Below are 19,716 nucleotides of genomic sequence, written 5' to 3' on the forward strand. Positions count from 1 at the left end.
GATTCCTTGCGGTTGCTTTGGTCAGTAAGTACGGAAGGGGTCAGGCCGGGTTGGGCTAGTTCGCCTGATTGGCGAGGGCCAGCGAGCGGACCAGGTGCCGCGGCTTCAGGCCGGTCATGGTGGAGGGGTCCAGCGCGGCGCGGCGGAGTTTGCGGGTGTAGTCCTCCTTGGGGGCGGTCAGGACGGACGCGGTGGAGCCGTGTTCAACCAGCTTGCCGCGCTGCATCACCATGACGGTATCGCTGATCTCCTGCACCACGCCAAGGTTGTGCGAGATGAACACGTAAGTGATGCCGGTTTCGTCCTGGATGGATTTCAGGAGCCGCAGCACCTGCGCCTGCACGGACACGTCCAGCGCGCTGGTGGCCTCATCGCAGACCAGCAGTTCGGGCTTGGAGGCGAGCGCCCGGGCAATGCCGATGCGCTGGCGCTGGCCGCCGGAGAACTCGGACGGGTGCTTGTCCAGGGACTTGACCGGCAGGCCCACCTGGTCGATCAGCGTGGCGGCGGCCTTGTGCCGCTCCGCCTTGGACCGGACGCCCTGCAGCTTCAGCGGCTCGGCCACGATCTCCTGCGCGGTCATGTGCGGGTCCAGGGAGCCATACGGGTCCTGGAACACCATCTGGAACTTGGAGCGCAGCGGCCGCAGCTTCGCCTCGCTCATGGACGCGATGTCCGTGCCGTCCAGGTCGATGCGCCCGCTGGTGGGGGTCACCAGCCGCATCAGCGCCTTGGCGATGGTGGACTTGCCGCAGCCGGATTCACCCACGACGGCGATCGTCTTGCCTTTGTCCACGGAGAACGAGACGTCGTCCACGGCCCGGAAGGTGCCGCCCGGCACGTGGTAGTCCACCACGAGGTTTTCGACGGCGAGGAACGGCTTAGTCATGGCTTGCTCCAGTTGTGGTCAGGGTGGTGGCGGCGGGGGTTTCGTCCCACGGGCCCAGGACGGGCACGGCGGCCAGCAGGGCCCGGGTGTATTCGGTGGCGGGGTGGTCCACAATCTGCTGGACGTCGCCGGACTCCACGAAGGAGCCGTCCTTCATCACGTGGATGCGGTCCGAGATCAGCCGGGCCACGCCCAGATCGTGCGTGATCATCAGGATGCCGATGCCGCGCTGTTCCTGCAGTTCCAGGAGCAGGTCCAGGATGCCGCCCTGCACGGTCACGTCCAGGGCGGACGTCGGCTCGTCCGCCACCAGCAGCTGGGGTTCGCTGGCCAGGGCGATGGCGATCAGCACGCGCTGGAGCATGCCGCCGGAGAGCTGGTGCGGGTACTTCTTCAGCTGTTTCTCCGGGGTGGGGATGTGCACCTGCTCCAGCAACCGGACGGCCCGTGCCTGCAGGGCGCCCTTGTCCTTGGCGGAGGCGGCGCCGGCGATCCGGATGGCCTCGAAGAGCTGGCTGCCGATCGAGTGGACCGGGCTCAGCGCCGTCATGGGGTCCTGAGGGATGAGCGCCAGGGTCTTGCCGCGCACCTTGTCGATCGCCTTGGGATCGGCGGTGACGTCGACGCCGTCGATCAGCACGGTGCCGGAAAGCACCGCAAGGTCCTCGGGCAGCAGGCGGAGGATGCCCATCGCCGTCGTCGATTTACCGGAACCGGACTCACCGATAATGGTGACCGTCTCGCCCCGGTGGATGCTGAAGCTGACGGAGTCGACGGCGCGGATGATGCCGGCGTCGGTGATCAGTTCCACCTGGAAGTCGCGGACCTCCAGGAGCGGCTGCTCGGTGAACTTCGGCTGTTCGGTGACAGTGGAAGCGGTCATGTCAGGCACCCTTCTTCTTGCGGCGGGGACGGTCGCGGAGGCCGTCGCCCAGCAGGTTGACGCCCACCACCATGAGCACGATCACCAGGCCGGGCAGGGTGACCATCCACCAAGACGTGGTGATGTAGTCCTGGCCGTCGGAGATGATGCGGCCCCAGGTGGCGAAGGGGCGCTGCGGGCCGGCACCCAGGAAGCTGAGTGCGGATTCGAGCAGCACGGCCTGGGCCAGCAGGAGCAGCACCACCAGGGTGGCCTGCTTGATGACGTTGGGGATGATGTGCTGGATCAGGATCTGGATCCGGTGCAGGCCCAGGATCCGGGCTGCGGAGACGTAGGGCTTTTCGCGTTCCACCAGCACCATGGAGCGGGTGAGGCGGGCAACTTCGGGCCATTGGGCGATGGCGATCACGAAGGTGATCACCGGGATGGAGGGGCCGAACAGGGCCACCACCAGCAGCAGCATCATGAGCAGCGGCAGGGACATCTGGGCTTCGAGGAGCCTCGAAACCACCGTGTCCACCCACCCGCCGAAGTAGCCGGCGGCCGCGCCGAGGATGATGCCGATGGCGCCGGAGACCAGCACGGCCAGCAGGCCGATGGTCAGCGAGACCTGGCCGCCGTGCAGCACGCGGGAGAGGAGGTCGCGGCCCAGCTGGTCGGTGCCGAACAGGTGCCCGTCCGTGAACGGCGGCAGGCGCCGGGCGGAGAGGTCCTGGAAGTTGGCGTCCGGCAGCGGCAGCACCTGGGCCAGGATGATCGGGATGATCACCAGCAGGGTGCAGACGGTGCCCACGATGAGCTTCCATTTGGCGGCATTACGACGGCGGGTGGCGCCCGCCTTGGCGATGTCCGCCTTGGTGACGGCGCTGGGGCTCGGCTGCCGGGCCGGCTGCCCGGCCGGCAGTGGTGACGAACCTCCGGCGGGAGTTGCCGTATCGATGCTCATGCTGTTGCCGCCTTTCCAAGACGAACGCGGGGATCAAGGAGCGGGTAGGCGAGGTCGATGACCAGCTGGACACCCACCGCCAGCAGTGCGGTGAGGAGGACCGTTGCCTGGATGAGGGGGTAGTCGCGGGTTTCGAGTGCACGGACGATCAGGGAGCCGACGCCGGGCCAGGCGAACACCACTTCCACCACCACCACGCCGTTGAGCATGGCGGCGAAGCGGGTGCCGAGGGCGGTGAACACCGGGATGGCGGAGTTGCCCATGGCGTAACGCCACGTGAGCACCGAGTTCTTGACGCCGCGGGAGCGGGCCACCGTGAGGTACGGGGCGGCGAAGTTGGCGGTCATTTCCCGCCGGACCATCCGGGAGATCAGCGCGATCTGCAGGATGGCGATGGTGATGGTGGGGAGCACCAGCCCGCCCCAGGTGGCGAAGCCGGAGGCCGGGAAGATGGGGACCAGCACGGCGAAGCCGGTGAGGAGCATGATGCCGGTCCAGAAGTCGGGCATGGACTGCCCGGCGATGGTCAGCACGTTCACGCCGAGTTCCTTGCCGGTATCCGGCCGGCGGGACATCCACACACCCAGCGGGATGGCCACGACGGCGGTGAGCAGGATGGACGCCGTGGCCAGGGTCAGCGTGTACGGCATCCGCTCGGCCACCACCTGCATGGCCGGGGCCTGGAAGGAGTAGGACTGGCCCAGGTTGCCGGTGAACAGCTGCTGCAGGAAGATCCAGTACTGCTCCAGCACCGGCTTGTTCAGGCCGAACTGTTCCCGGACGGCGTCGAGCTGTTCGGTGGTGGCCAGCGGTCCGGCGTAGGAGACGGCGGGATCGCCCGGGGCCATGCGGATCAGGACGAAGACGGTGGACACCGTGAGGAACACGGTCAGCAGGCCCTGTCCCAGGCGCTTGAGGATGTAGTTCGTCATGGCTTAGGCCTCCAGCCGGGCATCAACGAGGGGGTAGGAGTTGGTGGGTGCCAGGTTGATCCCGGACACCCGCTCCCGGTGGGCGAGGACGGACTTGGGCACGAACGCCCAGGCGCAGGGCCAGGTGTCCCAGATGGCCTGCTGTGCCACGGCCAGGAGTTCCTGCCGGCGGGCCGGGTCCACCTCGGAGGAGGCGGCCTGGATCTTGGCCTGCACGTCCGGGACCACGTAGCCCTGGTAGGTGTCGCGGGTCTTTTCCTTTTCGGGGGTGCCGGCGTACATGCCCTGCATCATGGTGATGGCCAGTCCGGTGGGGCTGCTGAAGCCGTTGCCCAGCAGGTCCCAGTCGCCCTGCTTGCCCTGGCGCCAGGCCAGGATGTTGCCGCCGGGTTCGAACTGCTGCAGCTCGGTCTTGACGCCGATGGCGCCGAACATCTCCACCAGGGCCTCCATCACGGAGGTGTCGGAGGCGAATTCGCCGGTTTCCCAGATGATCTTCAGGGTGAGGTCCTTGACGCCCAATTCCGCGAGCCGGGCTTTGGCCTTCGCCGGATCGTAGGTGTAGGTGCCGGTCTTGTGGTAGCCGGTGAGGCTGGACGGGGTGACGCCTTCGGCCGCGCTGACGGAGTCCACCAGCACGTCCTTCACCAGCGCCTCGCCGTCGATGGCCCAGCTGAGGGCTTCGCGGACGCGGACGTCGGCCAGCGGGTGGCCGGCGGGCTTGCGGAAGTTGTAGAAGATCTGGTTCAGCCGGAGGCTGGAGGCTTCCTTAAGTTCGACGCCGGGAAGTCCGGCCAGCTGTTCGCGCGAGTCGGGCGTGATGGAGTCGATGATGTCCACCTCGCCGCTGCGCAGCGCGATGACGCGGCTGGATTCCTCCGGGAGGAAGCGGACTTCCACGTTCTCCACCTGCGGGGCGGGGCCCCAGTAGTTCTGGTTGCGGGCCAGGCTGTAGGTGCCGGCGCCGCGGTTGAACTTGGTGACCACGTAGGGGCCGGTGCCCAGGCCGTCCTGCAGTTCCTCCGGCTTGTTCTGCGCGGCGGGGGTAATCAGGATCATGCTCATGAGCGAGTCCAGGATGGGGACGGGCTTCTTGGACACCATCTTGAAGGTGCGGTCATCCACCGGCACCACGGCGGGGAATTCGGGGAAGAAGCCGGCCACGAAGGAGCCCTGCACCTGCTGGTACATCTTCAGGGCGGTGGCCACATCCTCGATCTTGACCGGGCTGCCGTCCGAGTAGCGGATGCCTTCGCGGAGCCGGACGGTCCACTCGGTGGGTCCGGTCATCTCGAAGCGGTCCGCGAGCACCAGGACGGGCTTGGTTTCGGGGCCGATGGCGGTGAGGCCCTGACGGACGGAGCGCTGCACGGTGACGGCGGCGTCGAACTGGTTGAGCTTGTTGTCCAGGCTGACCAGGGACCGGTTGAGGGCCAGGGTCAGGGTGCTGGGTCCCGGCAGGCCGGTGGGGCCGGCGCAGCCGGCGAGGCTTCCTGTGCCCAGCAGAAACCCGGCCGCGGCGCCGAACTGCAGCAGCCTGCGGCGGGAAATCTCACTTCCTTGAGGAAGAACGGTCATCGTTGACCTCTCGGTAGAACGGGGACGGCGGCCTGCCGGTTGGCTGCGCCGAATGTTGTCTCCATCACTTTGCCACTCCTGCGCGAATTGCGCAACCCATCTAGCGTGATTCGCGCAATCGTGCCATGATAAATGCAATCCCGCGTTTGGCGGGGCCCAACCGACTAGTAGCGCGAGAGGAGCAATGTGGCTTCCGTGTATGTGCAGGCCGACGATTTCTCCGGCGCCGCCGAGGTTGGCTACTGCTTTGTGCAGCATGGGCTGTCCGCGCAGGTTTCGCTGGGAACGCCAGTTCTTCCGGGAACGCACGACGGCGGCGCCTCCCCTGCGGGGCCGGTCACCGATGTTGTGGTCACCGATACGCATTCGCGCGGGCTTCCTGATGCTGATGCCGGCGCGCTGGTGGCTGAGGCTTTCTCGAGTCCTGTTGCTGCCGGCGCGCAGGTGGCCTTCAAGAAGATCGACTCGCTGTGGCGCGGGAACGTGCGCGCCGAAATCGCCGCGCTGACGGGCCTTGGCTTCCACGCCGTTGTTGCCGGGGCACTCCCCCAGCTGCAGCGATCGGTCCGGGACGGCAAGCCCCTGGTTGCCGGGACTCCCCTGGCGCAGACGGAACTGTGGCAGGCAGAACTGTCCGCGCCGCCCGCCGATATTCTTTCCCTGCTGCGCCCGGAGGCTCCCGCCTCGGTGCACACCCTGGACCTGGCCGCGGTCCGGTCCGGCTCGCTTTCCGCGACATTGGCCGGTCTGCTGGAATCTGACCGGCCCGCGCTGGTGGTGGCGGACGGCGAGACCGTGCAGGATCTGGAAAATGTGGTGGATGCCCTGCTGGAGCTTGGCTTCAGCGCCGGCGGCCGCCGCGTGGTCCTGGTGGGCACGGGCGGGACGGCCGACGTTCTCGCGCAGCGGCTGGCCGCGCAATCTGCGCGAAATGCGCAATCCGAGGCACCGGCTGACGCAACCGCCGCGGAACTGCAGGTGGGCACCAGGCCGGTGCTCGCCGTCGTCGGCTCCGCTTCCGGAACGGCACAGGCGCAGCTGGCCCAGCTGGAAGCGCGCGGCTTCGCGGTGATAAGGCTGCACCCGCTGTACGCGGGCGCCACCGGGGCCTACCAGCCGCAGCTGGACGAAGTCCGGCAGGCTCTGGCAACCGGGACCAATGTGGCCGTCACCCTGGCCGCAGCCAAGGTGGATCCGGCAAAGGCCGCCGGCATCGTCCGGGCGCTGTCCGGCTTCGCGGCCGAAGCAGCCAAGGGATCGGGCGCTGACCTGATCCTCACCGGCGGCGAGACGGCCCGGGAAGTCCTGGACGCCGTCGGCCTCCACAGCCTGGTGCCGCTCGCGGCCGTGCAGCACGGGGCGGTGCTCAGCCGCGCCGAGGACGGGACGCTGGTGGGCACCAAGCCCGGCAGCTTCGGCGATGACCTGGCCCTCCTACAGCTTTACGACGAAATCCGGGAGCGCCGCGGCCGGTCCGCGCCGGCTCCCGCCAACACCCTTCCCAGCAAGACTTCCGAACGATCTGGAGCAGACATGACCACCGAAGCAGCAAGCAAGACCGAGCAGGACGCCCTCCCCTACGTGGCCGTCACCATGGGCGACGGCGCCGGGGTGGGGCCGGAGGTGGTGGTGGCCGCCGTGCTGGATCCGCAGAGCAATGCCGAGTGCCGGCCCGTGGTGATCGGCGACGCGCTGCGCCTGCGCCAGGCCGCGGAGGTCCTGGGGATCGAGGCGGACATCCACACGATCGAAAAGGTGGAGGACGCGGTGTTCACGCCGGGCCGGGTGAACGTGATCGACCTGGCGCTGCTGCCGGAGGACCTGCCGTGGGGGCAGCTCTCCCCCGTGGCCGGCCACGCCGCGTACGAGTACATCCGGGTGGCCAGCGAGCTGGCGATGGCCGGGACGGTGCAGGCCATCTGCACGGCGCCGCTGAACAAGGAGGCGCTGCACGCGGCCGGGCACATTTTCCCCGGGCACACCGAGCTGCTGGCGCAGCTGACGGGCACGGAGGAAGTGTCCATGATGCTCTCCACGCCCAAGATCCGGGTGATCCACGTGACCACGCACATCGGGCTGATGGACGCCATCCGCAAGATCAACCCGGACCTGGTGGAGCGCACCATCCGCCGCGGCCATGAGGCGCTGGTCCGGGCGGGCATCCCGAACCCGAAGATCGGGGTGTGCGCCATCAACCCGCACGCGGGCGAGAACGGGCTGTTCGGCCAGGGCGAGGAAGCGGAGAAGATCGAACCGGGCGTGAAGGCGGCGCAGGCTGCCGGGATCGACGTGACGGGCCCGCTGCCCGCGGACACGCTGTTCTTCCTGGCCGGCCGGGGCGATTACGACCTGGTGGTGGCCATGTACCACGACCAGGGGCACGGGCCGGTGAAGGTGCTGGGCATCGAGGCCGGCGTGAACATCACGGTGGGCCTGCCGGTGATCCGGACGTCCGTGGACCACGGCACCGCCTTTGACATTGCCGGCAAGGCGATCGCGGATCCGCGCAGCATGGTGGAGGCGCTGCACCAGGCGGCGGAGATGGCCACCCGGCCTGCCGTGGCCGTGTAGCAGCACTGATTTGTTGGGGGCCGGAACTAGCATGGTAAGCACGCCCACGCGAAGGAGACCGGGAATGCTGAGCGCAAATGCCAGGCGCGAGGAGATCTACCACCTTGCTGTCACCACCGGCCTGGCGTCCGTGGAGGAGCTGTCCGCCCGGTTCGAGGTGACGGCCTCCACCATCCGCCGCGACCTGGCCCTGCTAAACGGGCAGGGCCGGCTGGCCCGCACCTACGGCGGGGCGATGGCGATGGGCGCGCACCCGGAGGCTTCGCTGCGGCAGCGAACCGGCGAGGCGTTTGAGCAGAAGCATGCGATTGCCCGCTGGGCGGCGTCCGTGATCCGGCCCGGGGAGAACATCCTGCTGGACGCCGGCTCCACCGTGGGTGCCTTGGCGCACGAGCTGCGGGGGTTCGAAAAGCTGTCCGTGACGACGCCGGGCATCAACACCATGCAGGAGCTGGCCGATTCGGAGGGCATCGAGGTGGACTGCCTGGGCGGACGGCTGCGCAGCCTTTCGCAAAGTTTTGTGGGACCGCTGGCCGAAGCGGCGCTGGAACGGATGAGCTTTGACCGGGTGTTCCTCGGCGCAGACGCCGTCACGGCCGAGGACGGCATCTGCGAGGCCGACCACGCCCAAACCCGGCTCAAGGAGCTCATGGCCCGGCGCGGCCGGGAGGTGTATGTGCTGGCGGATTCGTCGAAGCTGGGGCTGCGGCCTTTTCATGCCTGGGCGCGGCTGGCGCTGCCCTGGACGCTGGTGACGGACGACGGCGTGGATCCCGGGCAGGTGCGAAAGTTTCGGGACGCTGGGGTGGGGGTTGAGGTGGCTGAGGTGTTCACCAGCGCCCGCGACGAAATGTCGTAGGTGGAACTAACTCGAGAGAGTTCCGGCATTGGACTAATTAGCTTGCATGAACGTTCATCATGTCCCCGCGATGGCATGACCAGATTAGTTCGCCTTCATTTCCTCACGGCAAGGATGATCGCTTTCGTAGTCAAAATTGTTCTCACGCCCGTCTCAAGCGCATACCAGTGAGGAGCATTAGCCGTCGTATCTATACGTTAACCTATAAACATGGAAGCGGAACAGATCGACGACCTGCACGAGGATCACGCGCTTGAGCGGACTCTTACAGATGAGGAACTTGATGATCTAGTGGCTGTGGATGAAACTCCAGTGTCGGTCACTTATACGACTCAAGATTTTGACGTCGCAGGCCTAGTCACCCGACTACAGCGAGAATCCATGCTAGTTCCCCAGTTTGGGGGAACTGATGAAAGAATTTCAACTGCAGGATTTCAACGTGGTTTTGTATGGACAAAGGCACAAATGGACCGATTCATTGAGTCACTCCTTTTGGGCTATCCGGTACCGGGAATTTTCCTAATCAAGCAGACCGATAACAGGATGTTAGTGCTGGATGGTCAGCAACGGCTGGTAACGCTCCGTCGATTCCACGATGGGGTGCATGCCGGTAAGGAATTCGTCTTGACCAATGTGGGAGACGACTTTAAGGGACTCTCATACAAAACCCTCAACGAATCACTGCGCTTCAAGCTCGATGACAGCTTTCTTCAGGCGACTATCGTTGTTGCCGATGGATCCGCGGGTGTCGATTCCGCCATCTATCAAATTTTCGAACGCCTCAATTCCGGTGGAACGCAGCTCACACCGCACGAGATACGCGTTGCTCTATACGCCGGCCCGTTGATAGGTTTTCTCGAGTCCCTCAACAAGGACGAGAACTGGCGGGGGCTGTACGGCCAGAAGTCAGCCCGCATTCGGGACCAAGAATTGATCATGCGGATACTGGCACTTCATTTGAAAGCCGACAGTTACACCAAGCCATTGAAGGGTTTCCTCAACACCTTTGCGGCGGAAAATCGACAAACGCCTCAGAACGTCGCCACATCCGGAAAATTGTTCCAGTCTGCATGCAAGGTACTACTGAGTGAAGTTGGGCCTAGTGCACTGCGACGCCCAGGAGGGAAGACTCCGAACGTAGCCCAGTCCGAAGCAATCCTAGTGGGCATGATGAGAGCTATCGAAACCGGTCGCTTGAGTGATAAAACGAAGGAGAGGGTGGAGCAGCTAAAGAACAACGCAGAATTTGTCGCCGCCACCACCCGCTTTACAGCAGACAAGGACTCGACGCAGTTGCGCCTGTCGCTGGCTACCGAGGCATTTACGGCCTAGAATGCAAACTTGGCCCCCTGCGTCTCTTAGGCAGCGTCAGCTGGACCTCCGCGAGACTCGCGACGCTTTGAGAAATTTGGATCGAAATAACCCAGACGTAGTTGAGCGTGCGATGGCTCGGTATTTAGTGGTGCGGGCTGCTGGCTTCATCGAGGCCGTACGAGACGATGTGGCCGATCTATTTGCTACAGAAAAGGCGTCCGGTGAGGTTGCTCGACGGATCCGGGTTCACTTGCGGGGAGGTCAGGGCGTAACGCCCGAACAACTGCTGACCTTCGTGAACTCCTTTCATCCTTCATGGCACGGAGAACTGGACGCGCTTCTCAGCTGCGAAGACAATCTTCTACGTGGGCGAATTGGAGCCATGGTGGCTGCACGGAAGAAAATCGCCCACGGCGATGGAGAAAATGTAACAACGTCCCGGGCGTTGGCCTGGACGGAGGCGGCCGAAGAGGTTGTCAAGTGGCTTGTAAAGCGCTTTGATCCCAAACAACCAGCCAGCCTGCCGGTTTCAGATACATCTAACAACCCACTGACATGAATGCTGCAAGTCAAGATGGTTAGGGAGGTGGAGTTAGCTCCGGAGACTCCTACCCCATTCCTGATCACTGCTGCTGCTCTTCTGCTGAGATGTCAGGAAGAAGCGATGGGCACTGCGCGGCAGAGAAGGGATGACTGACTGTAGTGCCTATCCGCTGACTGAGTGTAGTGCCTATCCGCGCCTTGCTTTATGCTGACTCGATGTGCTGCATTAGTACCGCGATAAGATGGGCTGACATATGTCGTTGAGCCGAGCTGACATTCACGTTGACGCACCCATTATCGGTGGACGTTCAGGAAATGCGGGTGACGATCCACTAGCGGCACTTCTTGGCGTCAACAACATGGGCGGTTTTCGTTATTTAGGTAAACAACAAGACATGCGTTTGCTAGTCGTCACCACTGCAGGAACTGACTTGGATTGGCCGGACTCCTTCGATCCCGAAACTGGGGTCTTCACATACTTTGGGGATAACAAAAAGCCTGGCCAGCCCCTCCACGGGACTCCAAGACGAGGAAATGAAATCCTCCGTCAGATCTTCGGTGCACCCAAATCCACCCCCGCAGAACGGCACAAAATCCCGCCTATATTCGTATTCCAATCATTGGGAGTCTGGCGAGACATGAAGCTACTAGGGGTTGCAGTCCCAACTACCCGAGTGGAAGATGCAGACGGTCCACTAGTAGCTGTCTGGAGGACGAAAGCGAAGCAGCGTTTCCAGAATTATAGGGCCAAGTTTACCGTCCTCGATATTCCGGAAATAAAACGACAATGGATTGACGACATTAAGGCGGGCAACCACTACTCAGACGCGGCACCGAGAGCCTGGCGCTCCTGGATCCAGACGGGAGTGATACAGCCTCTCTTGGCCCCCCTCACAGAACGTCATCGGACGCGGGAAGAACAACTACCCCGAGATAGCCATTCCCAAGCCGTTCTTGATTTTATTTACAGCTATTTCAAAGATCGGCCCTTTGACTTTGAGCATTTTGCCGCTGACCTTCTCCACCTGACCATACCTAACATTGCTTCCATCGATGTCACAAGGCCCCATCGGGATGGGGGACGCGATGCGATTGGAATGTTGCGGGTCGGAACAGGACCCAGCTCGATACTTATAGACTTTGCCATGGAGGCAAAGTGTTATTCCAAGAGTAACGGGGTTGGAGTTCGACATGTGTCACGCCTAATTTCCCGACTGCGGCACCGGCAATTCGGCATACTTGTGACTACCAGTTACCTAAACTTACAGGCATACAAGGAGATAGTTGAAGATCAGCACCCGATCATTGTTTTGGCAGGAGCGGACATCACTGAGTCGCTCCGCAGGAGCGGCAAATCCGATCTCGAACAAATCCGCAATTGGCTAAAGACAGAATATCCATAATTCGACAAGGTTCTTGTTATGTGTTCTAGGTCGACGTGAACAGGTTTGCCCGTAGGACCCAGATCCTCGACCCTTTTCGCTGTTGGGGTAAGGTGCCAACTGATAAGCGCTGGGCCGTCATCTGAGCAAGTTCCGCCGGCGCACGTGCGCCGGGGAAGTTCTAGGAACTTTCCCTTGAAGAAGTGGCGCGGTCTGCCCTACTCGTCTAGAAATAGCTGGACTTCTGCCAGCGGACCAAGGCCTGTCCCCACTTCGCACTCCCATACGTCGAGGTAGCTCCAGCCCAACTCCGTCAATTGCGATCTCTGGTTCTTGTCTCGTTCTTGGTTCCGGCGCCGCTTGTCTGCCCAGAATGCTGTATTGGACTTTGGTAAACGGCTGCCTACAGGGCAGTCGTGCCCATGCCAGAAGCACCCATTTACAAAGATGACTTTCTTCCGGCCCGCAAACACTAAGTCGGGACGCCCCGGCAGAGCTGGGTCGTGAAGACGATAGCGATATCCAGCCGAGTGCAGAGCGCGCCGGAGCCACAATTCCGGCTTCGTGTTCTTCGATCGAATCTTTGCCATGTGTGCGCTGCGCTGCGCCGCGGTCATGAAGTCCGCCATGGGCCCATTTTACCTGCCCTTCCCAACAAGGGGTGGCGGGGGGCCGCCATACTCTGATGTCCGTGGCTGGAGCTCGCGCGAAGTTCCGACCAACGTGGTCCTCGTGGCTCTTCGATTAATCAGTCAGACAGAATAGGGCTCATCTTTCTGCCGACCGCAAGAGCCAGCCACGGTGAGACAGCATTTCCGACTTGAGAGTACTGCGGAACTTCAAAGCGTCGGCGTTGAGAGCCAGTGGTTTCTTTGCCAAGGAATTCAAAGTGGTCCGGGAATCCTTGGAATCGTGCCATTTCTCGAACTGTGAAAATCCGCGGTTCGATGGGGTGGACGTAGTCGTCCGGGAGCGTCACCACTGTTCTGGCTGGTTCACCCCAGGTAAGCACTTTTTGGGAGTGTTTCCTCGTGGCAAGCCCATACGCGAGTTCAACAAGATCTTCCAGAGACTCGGCAAGGCAAACGCCGTCCGGCGCTCTCGCAGGCAGGGGCGCCTCCAGGAGTCGGTGCTTCAACAAAAGCCTTGCGTCGTCCTCCGGAAGCCGCGCCGCGTGGCTCAGGAGCCGCTGGTCGAGGCCGCTCTGCGAAAGGTACTGGTAGAAGCGGAACCGCTGTGTTGTGCGCTCGCCGTGCCGGCGCCGGACATGGTTTCGCAGTTCAGCCGGGGCTGGGTTGCGTCCTGGCCAGAAGTCCTTGGATAGCGACCGCACGTAGGCCACGGAATCAGCATCCGCGATGGCGGCTCCACGTGCCGTGAGGTCACCAACGGCATGGCCAACGGCCTCCATCTCCGACATCTGCTTCGTAGGGCGAGGCGCCAATGACGGGATGTCGCCCTCGATTTGGTCGACGAAAGCGGAACGCCAAGTTTCCCCCGTCGCAGTAATGCCGCGGTCAGCCGCGACGTCCGTCCGAACGGCGATAATCATCAGCCGCGGACGGTGCTGCGGCGCACCATAATGAACCGCGTTGACGTGCACGCCTTGGACAACATATCCATCGCCGGTCTCAGCCAATGCTTGCTGCAACTGGCGGAACGATGATGCCTCTCCTTTTGCAAAGCTTCTATCCATGCCAACGACATTTTCGATAACAACCGCTCGCGGGCGAGTTGCGCCCACAAACGTAAGATACTGCCAGGGAAGCTCATTCCGGATATCAGCAGGGTTGCGACGTCCGGCCAGGGAGAAGCCCTGACATGGCGGCCCGCCGACGACGAGGTCTAGTCCGTTGGAGCGGATGTCCTTCATGGCGGCGGTGTTTTCTAGCAGGACGCTGAGTTCGCGTACGAGAAGGCGCGACGCGATCTGATTGTTTTCTTCAGACGCGACGTACCGCCCCCACTTCGCCGCGTCGGAGGCGTCGTCTATGAGGTTGTGGTAAAACGTGCGGGCAGCCATGTCGGACTTCTCGACAGCGAGCACCAACTGGCCGCCGGCTCGCTCGATGCCCAGGGAGAGGCCCCCGCAGCCGGAAAACAGGTCAACGTATTTCATAAGACTCCTATTCTCCCCCACCTAACCTCATGCCTCCGACATCTTGTCCTCACCCCGCGGATGCGTCGCGAGGTGAGGGTGTGATGGCTACCTCCGAAATCAAGAGCCGCGCATCCGTCGGGCTACACCTCAGTTGGGTCGCCGCCAGTGACTCCGCTGATCAGCTTGAAGAAGGGCACTTCCTCAATGAACTTTCCTGAGAAATTCAATGAGCTATACAGGGCATGATGCACCTTCTGGCTTGAAATCTTGCCAGCGATATCTGGCGTTACGTTGGGCAGCCCCAGCTGCTGAAGCTCTTTCAACGTTACCGAAGGAACCTTGTGGAGGAACCAAGTCAGAAGCGGCTGCCCATAGTTACGCCCATCCTTTTTGAAATGGTCGAGGTATTGCGAGGCGAGAATAACGCCAAAGCCGAATTCTCGGCCCTGCAGCATGAGGTTCATGAGCACCGGGAAGTTGTACTTCATGATGTTGACTGCTTCGTCCACCAGAAGGAATGAGTTGAGTCTCCTCAACTGAGGCGAGTTCCCAACGAACGGCCACTTGGTGGAGTTGAGCATATAGTCGTAATACAGGTTGAGGAACAGAACGACCAGGGCGTTCTTCCCGTTGTCGTCCGTGCCAAAATCGTTAAGGGCAACGATGACGACACTGTCTTCCATCATTTGTTCAAAGGACATCATTTCGTTAGGGTCATCGCTGAAGATCTCGCCGAGTATGAACGGCTTGAGAATAGAAGTAACGGCGTCGGGCTTTTGGCCGTCACTGTATGCGGTCAGAACCTCGGCCAATGTGGGAGGCTCGCCCTGTTTCTCCTTGTAAAGGTTGACGATGGACGTGACCAGGCGATCCGTCTGCACTGGACCGATGTTGCCATAGATCTTATCGAGTACGTCTGCGAACTGCTGGGCACGCTGGTATGCGGCCAGAGGGGAATAACCCTCTCGGAGAGCAAAGACATTTATCGGAATTCGGTAAGGCTTTAGTACCTTTCCGCCAACGGCCTCCAAGAAATCAGGCGATTGGAAGTCCCGTTTATAGTCGAATACGAGCATCGACAGCGGCGTCTCCTGATTAGTCTTGCTGCCTTCCCTGAGTTGATAGACAAGGGCCTTCAGCAGTTGGGTCTTCCCGGTTCCAAGGTCGCCCACAACACCGATATTCATCTGGTTCAGTTCGGTATTGCTTGGCCAGTACTCCGCCATTGAGTCGCCGAGCGTCCCAAGGACCCGGCCAACGCGGAATCGAACACCTGTGCCCCGAATGCCACCGACGAAAGAAGTGTCGCCAGATACTCCGGTCGCCCCAGCTCCTCCGACGCCGGGCTTCGCGACTGGCATCAGGACGGCCTCTGCTTCCTCTGCTTCTGCTTGGGTGGGCTCCGTTTCTACGGGGCCTTCCCCTGTGATTTCAGCAGGCAGATCACGCTTTACTTCGACGACGTCCGGTTTCTGGGCGTGCGTCTCCTCCGGCACGTTCGCCTCATCAGTCTCTTCGTAAAAAGGCGTTGTGGCGACGGCCTCTATCGGATTGCCCAGCGACCAGTGAACGAGGCGGTTCCACTCTTGGACCAACTCGCTTTCCGGATCGGTGACTGCCTCGAATGCATGGCCTGCATTGGCCGCCAGAAGGCCAAAGCCAGCACCGGGCAATGCACCGTCCACCTCCGATGAATGCACCGCTCGGAAGTTTCCGCCCTCTGAAGTAGTGGCGTCATGCTTGAAATAGCACACCAACGGCTGACCAGTTCGGACTTCGAGATTCCCGTTGACTAGGTTGTCCAGGTGCCTCGCTAGAACTTCTGGCTCGGCGCTTCCGCCTGGCCTCAAACGAATCGCCGCTTCAATCAGCGCCGCGAGGCCATTGGACCACAATGCCTTATCCGCGCGCGATCCTCCGACCGATATCTGGCGCGAACTTTCTGCCACACTAAGCAACAATTCTTGAGTGGCGCGCACCTGGTCCAACGGCTCATTCATGGCCGCATCGTTCGGCCCGGGCAGGTTGCCATTAGTGTCTTCCGATCCCAAACCGTAGAACTTGATTTCGACTGGAGACAGTGTGACGCCCTCGTCGTTCATTCGAACGATTAAGAGGTCTGCACGGCGCATCTGGGCGGACTGGTTGGTTCCGCGCGCGAGGGCCCTCAGAAAATTGTCGCAAGCATCGATCGGCAATACGTAGGTGTTTTCGGAGTCTTCGTTGAGCCGATTCATGAGAGCAAACGCCAGGTAAAAGCCAAGGGCCCCTGACGCGTGCGTTCCCCCCATCGCCAACAGCGATGACAGTCCCACTCCACGGGCGCCTAGCTGGCCAAGCAGGTCATCAAGCTCTTCATCGGTCACGGTTCCGCCCTGAGCTTTTGCGAGCAGCTTCTTTATTTGCGCACGAAAGCTTCCGGGAACCCTAGCAACCGAAACGAAGGGGCGCCGCTCCAAGAGAGGAACGTCCGCCGACGCGTCAAGGAAGGGCGGTCGCCACTCCCACAACATCTGGCTGCCGCCGCTCGAATGCTGCACGATCTCCGCCATAGCACTGGGATTCATCAAGGCTTCGCCCGAAACAGTCCAGTCCGCAGAATCGTTGACCAAGTTGGCCTTGAACAACTTTGAGATGATCTGTGGGCTGCTTGCGGTGCCCTCGACAAGGCGTAGTGCCCTCGAGAGTGGCTCCCACCCTGTTTCCGGACGAAAGGTGGGGTGCGAAGTCGACGACGATTTTGATTGGCCGTTGCCAGCCACGGACTCGAAGCGACGCAGCGGCGAGTCACCCAGTACACCCAGATTTCGCCCCTGACCTGACTGAACCTCAAGGTGCACACCGGCGTCTTGGAGGATGCGGATGTTGCACTTTTTCATGTTCGCGCTGTCGGGAGCATATCGCGACCATGTGAGCGGAATACCCTCTGAGGAGCGCACCAGACGCGCCATTTTTTCCCGGGGCGGTTCGCCCGACCGGCGATTCGAGTCCCAGATCCTGGCCCCTCCGATCAATGGAACGTCGGGCCTCCCCGTCCAAGCCTCGATTTCCTTTAGTACTGCGTCATCGACCTCATGGAGGCGAGTCGCCTCTGATGAAGCAGACAAGTCAACGGTCAGCGTTGAAACATGAGGATTCATCTGCCGATAGCTGCGCAGCGCCGCTGCAACAGCCGTCGCGTTCAGACCACTCGCTGCACTCCCAGGCGCAGGTTGATCTCCAATTCTGTCTGGGGCCTTCAGGGGCTCCGATCCCTCGATCGACGCGCGGACCAGCATCGACCAGCCGAGGAATAATTGGCCATCCCCAGTTTCCATCGGAACGGCGAGCATTCGTCCACTAGACATTTCTTTCGGACCGAGAAGGGGGAAGTTCCAGCCCTCGACGGTTCCCGCGAGGTGCTCTGCCCACTCGGATTCCCAAAGGACTGATTCGACGCCCGCTAGCCACGCCAGTCGAATCGGATGCAGGGGGCTAAGGAGAACTGCTGAGCACTTCGCAGCCGGCTCGGTCTCCCATACGCTGATACTGAAAGGATAGGCCGCCCAGAAGACTCCCGCAGGATCTCCGAACCAGCGAGCCTTTTCAACGAGGTCGGAATACGCCGTCAGATACCGCTTCAATTCCTGACCACGGTTATCCCAAAGGTGACGCCATGATGTCTTCGAAGGCCACTCGACATACGTCGCACCGTCGGCGTCGAGGGTTTGCATGGCCTCTAAGGGGTCTAATTCTTTTAGGGCAGCCCGGAATTCTTCCGCTTCAGCGGAAGACAGAATCTCATCGGGTATTCGGAAATCGCTGATCTTGCTCCATGTTGTGGCCATGTCGCTGTTCATCAATATGCCGCCACGGGCACCCAGATCGTCAAGCGGGAACGCCCTATCCGCGGGCATCACGACGTGTCCCAAGCACGTGTTCCACTCGTTATCCAGAAGATCTTCTGCAAGCAGCGACTCGTAGACGCCTCGAAGCGATTGAAGGACGGCCAAGTCTGGCCGGTCCTTGGATATCCTGTCCCTATTCACTGCTGCTACGATCGGCGATTGGGGGGCCTCGCGGCTTTCCGCAGCGCGTATCTCGAAGACTACGTCGCCGACAACAATATTCGCCAAACCCACGGGGCTGGCATCCACCGCAAAGATGCGAGGCCGCCCGCTCAGCAGCTGCATCTCCGTTCCTTCGTAGAGCGGTACAGCCTCGTCAGCAGCTGCAACGACAATATAGCGATACTGGGAGGCTCTTCCGTCTAGCGTGGCGCCGAAGGTCCCGCCGTCGGAATCTGAGCCTACATATTTAGGCTTACCAGCAGCACCCTTTGCCTTCAGTGGCAGGTATAGCAGTCCCGCAGAGTCGACCGGCGCCACAAATACGTCAAATGATAGGGCGGTGTTCACTCGACCAGAAAGGACGTCCCCGGCGGGTATCTGGAGCTCAAAATGTATAGGCCGGGTCGGACCCTTGTTGCCGTCGCGCCGAATGTGGCCAACGGCCCAGAGCGCACCGTCCTCGTCCAACTGCAGCCATCCGGACCAATGCGTCTTTGCTGCCTTGGTCGTGAAAGTGAGGCTGGTGGTTCCAAGTTCGCCATGCGAAGGGCCTCCCGTAACGGGAATCCTGACACGGATTTCTTCGGACGCGATCCCACTCGATTCTTCGTCGGGTACTGCGCATGCGACGGCCACTGAGCCGGAATCCCCCGGGCCGGTCGCGCTAAGGGACCTACCAGCTGCATCCGTGACCTCAAGTCGAGCTTTTGTTAGGTCTGCGCCCAATGGCTCGACGAAGTCACGATCTGTGAGGGAGCTTAGCGCCTCTGTAACGTCAGACCCTAGCGGTGAATAGTTTGCAAGGGCAACCGCCTGATTGTCGTCGGCGGCCATCTGGCTATCGATCCCCGACCAGTCAATGTCTTCTAGCGCATGGTGGCCCGGCTGGCCGCTGCCGAGCTGGCCCAGGGACTTAGCAGTTGCGTTGATAGTCGTCTCATCGGCCCAGTAGGACTGTAGGGCATCGACGAACTTCTTCGACGAATATTTCGTTGGACCTGATCCAAGCGGCCGGGGCAGCCTGAAAGCGGCATAGGTATACTGCTCGAAGACATCATCAATCGACAATTCCGGCGCTACCACCTTGGTGGCGCGAATCTTCTCGACAAGTCGAGTAAGTCCGATCCCTACGTGCCTAAACCAGTACGTGTTCCAACTTTCCGTGCCCTGACGAAGTTCCTTGTGCACGTCGGCCAGAAGCGTGAAGCACTGTGCGAGTCTGGCTCCCGCAAGCGTCCGATCCCAATCCGTCGTGGCGTCGATTCCGGTCGCGTCCGCAACTTCGGCGATCGCGGCCGCTGCGACAGCTTGTAGCGAAACTTCTTGAGCAGCGCCATCAGGAAAATTCTGTCCTAGGACTTCCCGGAAGGCCTGTACGAAGGATGCCAGATCGGGGTGCTTCCCAACGACCACCGCGAGTCGGTCGTCCTGGCGATATTTGATGGCGTTCTGAGCGGACACCCTGATGCAGAGTGCATCTTCGTCGTTCTCCTCGCCGGCTGACACTAGGATCGCGTAGGGAGGCACAGCGGACCGAAGCTGATTCGCTCGCCGGACAACGGCCGCCGCGGTCGCGTCATCTATACCCTCGGGCAGGTACGCCGCCGTCAGCGTATCCAAAGAGGCCAGGCAACGCCCTAGCACTGATCCAAACAGTTCCAATTCCACG

General features: G+C 61.7%; 13 protein-coding genes. 5 read left to right on the plus strand and 8 right to left on the minus strand.

All coding sequences use genetic code 11. The annotated features are described in order from the left end of the window. Window positions 1-55: 55 nt before the first annotated feature. Genes BS38_RS25660 through BS38_RS0118835 form a run of 5 tightly spaced genes read right to left on the minus strand, consistent with a single transcriptional unit; the run spans window position 56 to window position 5,228 of the window. Window positions 56-889, minus strand: a complete 834-nt coding sequence (locus BS38_RS25660) for an ATP-binding cassette domain-containing protein (RefSeq protein ID WP_051629021.1) — start codon at window positions 887-889, stop codon at window positions 56-58. Continuing rightward, window positions 882-1,772, minus strand: coding sequence for an ABC transporter ATP-binding protein (locus BS38_RS25665; protein ID WP_051629022.1), 891 nt, complete (start codon window positions 1,770-1,772; stop codon window positions 882-884). The genes BS38_RS25660 and BS38_RS25665 overlap by 8 nt, the downstream gene beginning before the upstream one ends. 1 nt (window position 1,773) lies before the next feature. Then, on the minus strand, window positions 1,774-2,718 hold the full coding sequence (locus tag BS38_RS0118825; RefSeq protein WP_028272208.1) for an ABC transporter permease: 945 nt from the start codon (window positions 2,716-2,718) through the stop codon (window positions 1,774-1,776). Next, window positions 2,715-3,650 (minus strand): ABC transporter permease, encoded by a 936-nt coding sequence (locus tag BS38_RS0118830; protein ID WP_028272209.1) that lies wholly within the window; start codon window positions 3,648-3,650, stop codon window positions 2,715-2,717. The genes BS38_RS0118825 and BS38_RS0118830 overlap by 4 nt, the downstream gene beginning before the upstream one ends. A 3-nt stretch (window positions 3,651-3,653) precedes the next feature. Then, the gene (locus BS38_RS0118835) at window positions 3,654-5,228 is read right to left on the minus strand and encodes an ABC transporter substrate-binding protein (RefSeq protein WP_028272210.1); all 1,575 of its coding nucleotides are present in this window, start codon (window positions 5,226-5,228) and stop codon (window positions 3,654-3,656) included. A gap of 186 nt (window positions 5,229-5,414) precedes the next feature. Here BS38_RS0118835 and pdxA point away from each other — a divergent pair, with 186 nt between their 5' ends. The 5 genes from pdxA (at window position 5,415) to BS38_RS26845 (ending at window position 11,918) form a co-directional block, all read left to right on the plus strand. Next, complete coding sequence (gene pdxA, locus BS38_RS0118840) at window positions 5,415-7,799, plus strand: 4-hydroxythreonine-4-phosphate dehydrogenase PdxA (protein ID WP_028272211.1); 2,385 nt, start codon at window positions 5,415-5,417, stop codon at window positions 7,797-7,799. A gap of 64 nt (window positions 7,800-7,863) precedes the next feature. Continuing rightward, window positions 7,864-8,658, plus strand: coding sequence for a DeoR/GlpR family DNA-binding transcription regulator (locus BS38_RS0118845; RefSeq protein ID WP_043439242.1), 795 nt, complete (start codon window positions 7,864-7,866; stop codon window positions 8,656-8,658). Window positions 8,659-8,868: 210 nt separating this feature from the next. After that, window positions 8,869-9,990 carry a DUF262 domain-containing protein gene (locus BS38_RS0118850; protein WP_043439244.1) on the plus strand — a complete coding sequence of 374 codons (1,122 nt, stop codon included), beginning with the start codon at window positions 8,869-8,871 and terminating at the stop codon, window positions 9,988-9,990. 67 nt (window positions 9,991-10,057) lie between these two features. Next, window positions 10,058-10,531, plus strand: coding sequence for a hypothetical protein (locus BS38_RS27220; protein ID WP_156037182.1), 474 nt, complete (start codon window positions 10,058-10,060; stop codon window positions 10,529-10,531). Window positions 10,532-10,775: 244 nt separating this feature from the next. Next, window positions 10,776-11,918, plus strand: a complete 1,143-nt coding sequence (locus tag BS38_RS26845) for a restriction endonuclease (protein ID WP_197024983.1) — start codon at window positions 10,776-10,778, stop codon at window positions 11,916-11,918. 197 nt (window positions 11,919-12,115) lie between these two features. Here the strand turns inward: BS38_RS26845 and BS38_RS26850 are convergent, their stop codons facing one another. The 3 genes from BS38_RS26850 to BS38_RS0118865 all read right to left on the minus strand — a co-directional run bounded on the left by BS38_RS26850 (window position 12,116) and on the right by BS38_RS0118865 (window position 19,715). After that, window positions 12,116-12,526: a very short patch repair endonuclease gene (locus tag BS38_RS26850; protein ID WP_081818973.1), complete on the minus strand. Its 411-nt coding sequence runs from the start codon at window positions 12,524-12,526 to the stop codon at window positions 12,116-12,118. A gap of 119 nt (window positions 12,527-12,645) precedes the next feature. After that, window positions 12,646-14,016 (minus strand): DNA cytosine methyltransferase, encoded by a 1,371-nt coding sequence (locus tag BS38_RS0118860; protein WP_028272214.1) that lies wholly within the window; start codon window positions 14,014-14,016, stop codon window positions 12,646-12,648. 122 nt (window positions 14,017-14,138) lie between these two features. Further along, on the minus strand, window positions 14,139-19,715 hold the full coding sequence (locus tag BS38_RS0118865) for a hypothetical protein (RefSeq protein ID WP_028272215.1): 5,577 nt from the start codon (window positions 19,713-19,715) through the stop codon (window positions 14,139-14,141). Window position 19,716: the final 1 nt, after the last annotated feature.

This window comes from Arthrobacter sp. UNC362MFTsu5.1 (assembly GCF_000685965.1).
In the GTDB taxonomy this organism is placed as follows: Bacteria; Actinomycetota; Actinomycetes; order Actinomycetales; family Micrococcaceae; genus Arthrobacter.

Excerpts from the sequence above, each read along its gene's own strand:
- BS38_RS25660 (WP_051629021.1), bottom strand. The coding sequence starts at position 889 with ATGACTAAGCCGTTCCTCGCCGTCGAAAACCTCGTGGTGGACTACCAC.
- BS38_RS25665 (WP_051629022.1), bottom strand. The coding sequence starts at position 1,772 with ATGACCGCTTCCACTGTCACCGAACAGCCGAAGTTCACCGAGCAGCCG.
- BS38_RS0118825 (WP_028272208.1), bottom strand. The coding sequence starts at position 2,718 with ATGAGCATCGATACGGCAACTCCCGCCGGAGGTTCGTCACCACTGCCG.
- BS38_RS0118830 (WP_028272209.1), bottom strand. The coding sequence starts at position 3,650 with ATGACGAACTACATCCTCAAGCGCCTGGGACAGGGCCTGCTGACCGTG.
- BS38_RS0118835 (WP_028272210.1), bottom strand. The coding sequence starts at position 5,228 with ATGACCGTTCTTCCTCAAGGAAGTGAGATTTCCCGCCGCAGGCTGCTG.
- BS38_RS0118845 (WP_043439242.1), top strand. The coding sequence starts at position 7,864 with ATGCTGAGCGCAAATGCCAGGCGCGAGGAGATCTACCACCTTGCTGTC.
- BS38_RS0118850 (WP_043439244.1), top strand. The coding sequence starts at position 8,869 with ATGGAAGCGGAACAGATCGACGACCTGCACGAGGATCACGCGCTTGAG.
- BS38_RS26850 (WP_081818973.1), bottom strand. The coding sequence starts at position 12,526 with ATGGCGGACTTCATGACCGCGGCGCAGCGCAGCGCACACATGGCAAAG.
- BS38_RS0118860 (WP_028272214.1), bottom strand. The coding sequence starts at position 14,016 with ATGAAATACGTTGACCTGTTTTCCGGCTGCGGGGGCCTCTCCCTGGGC.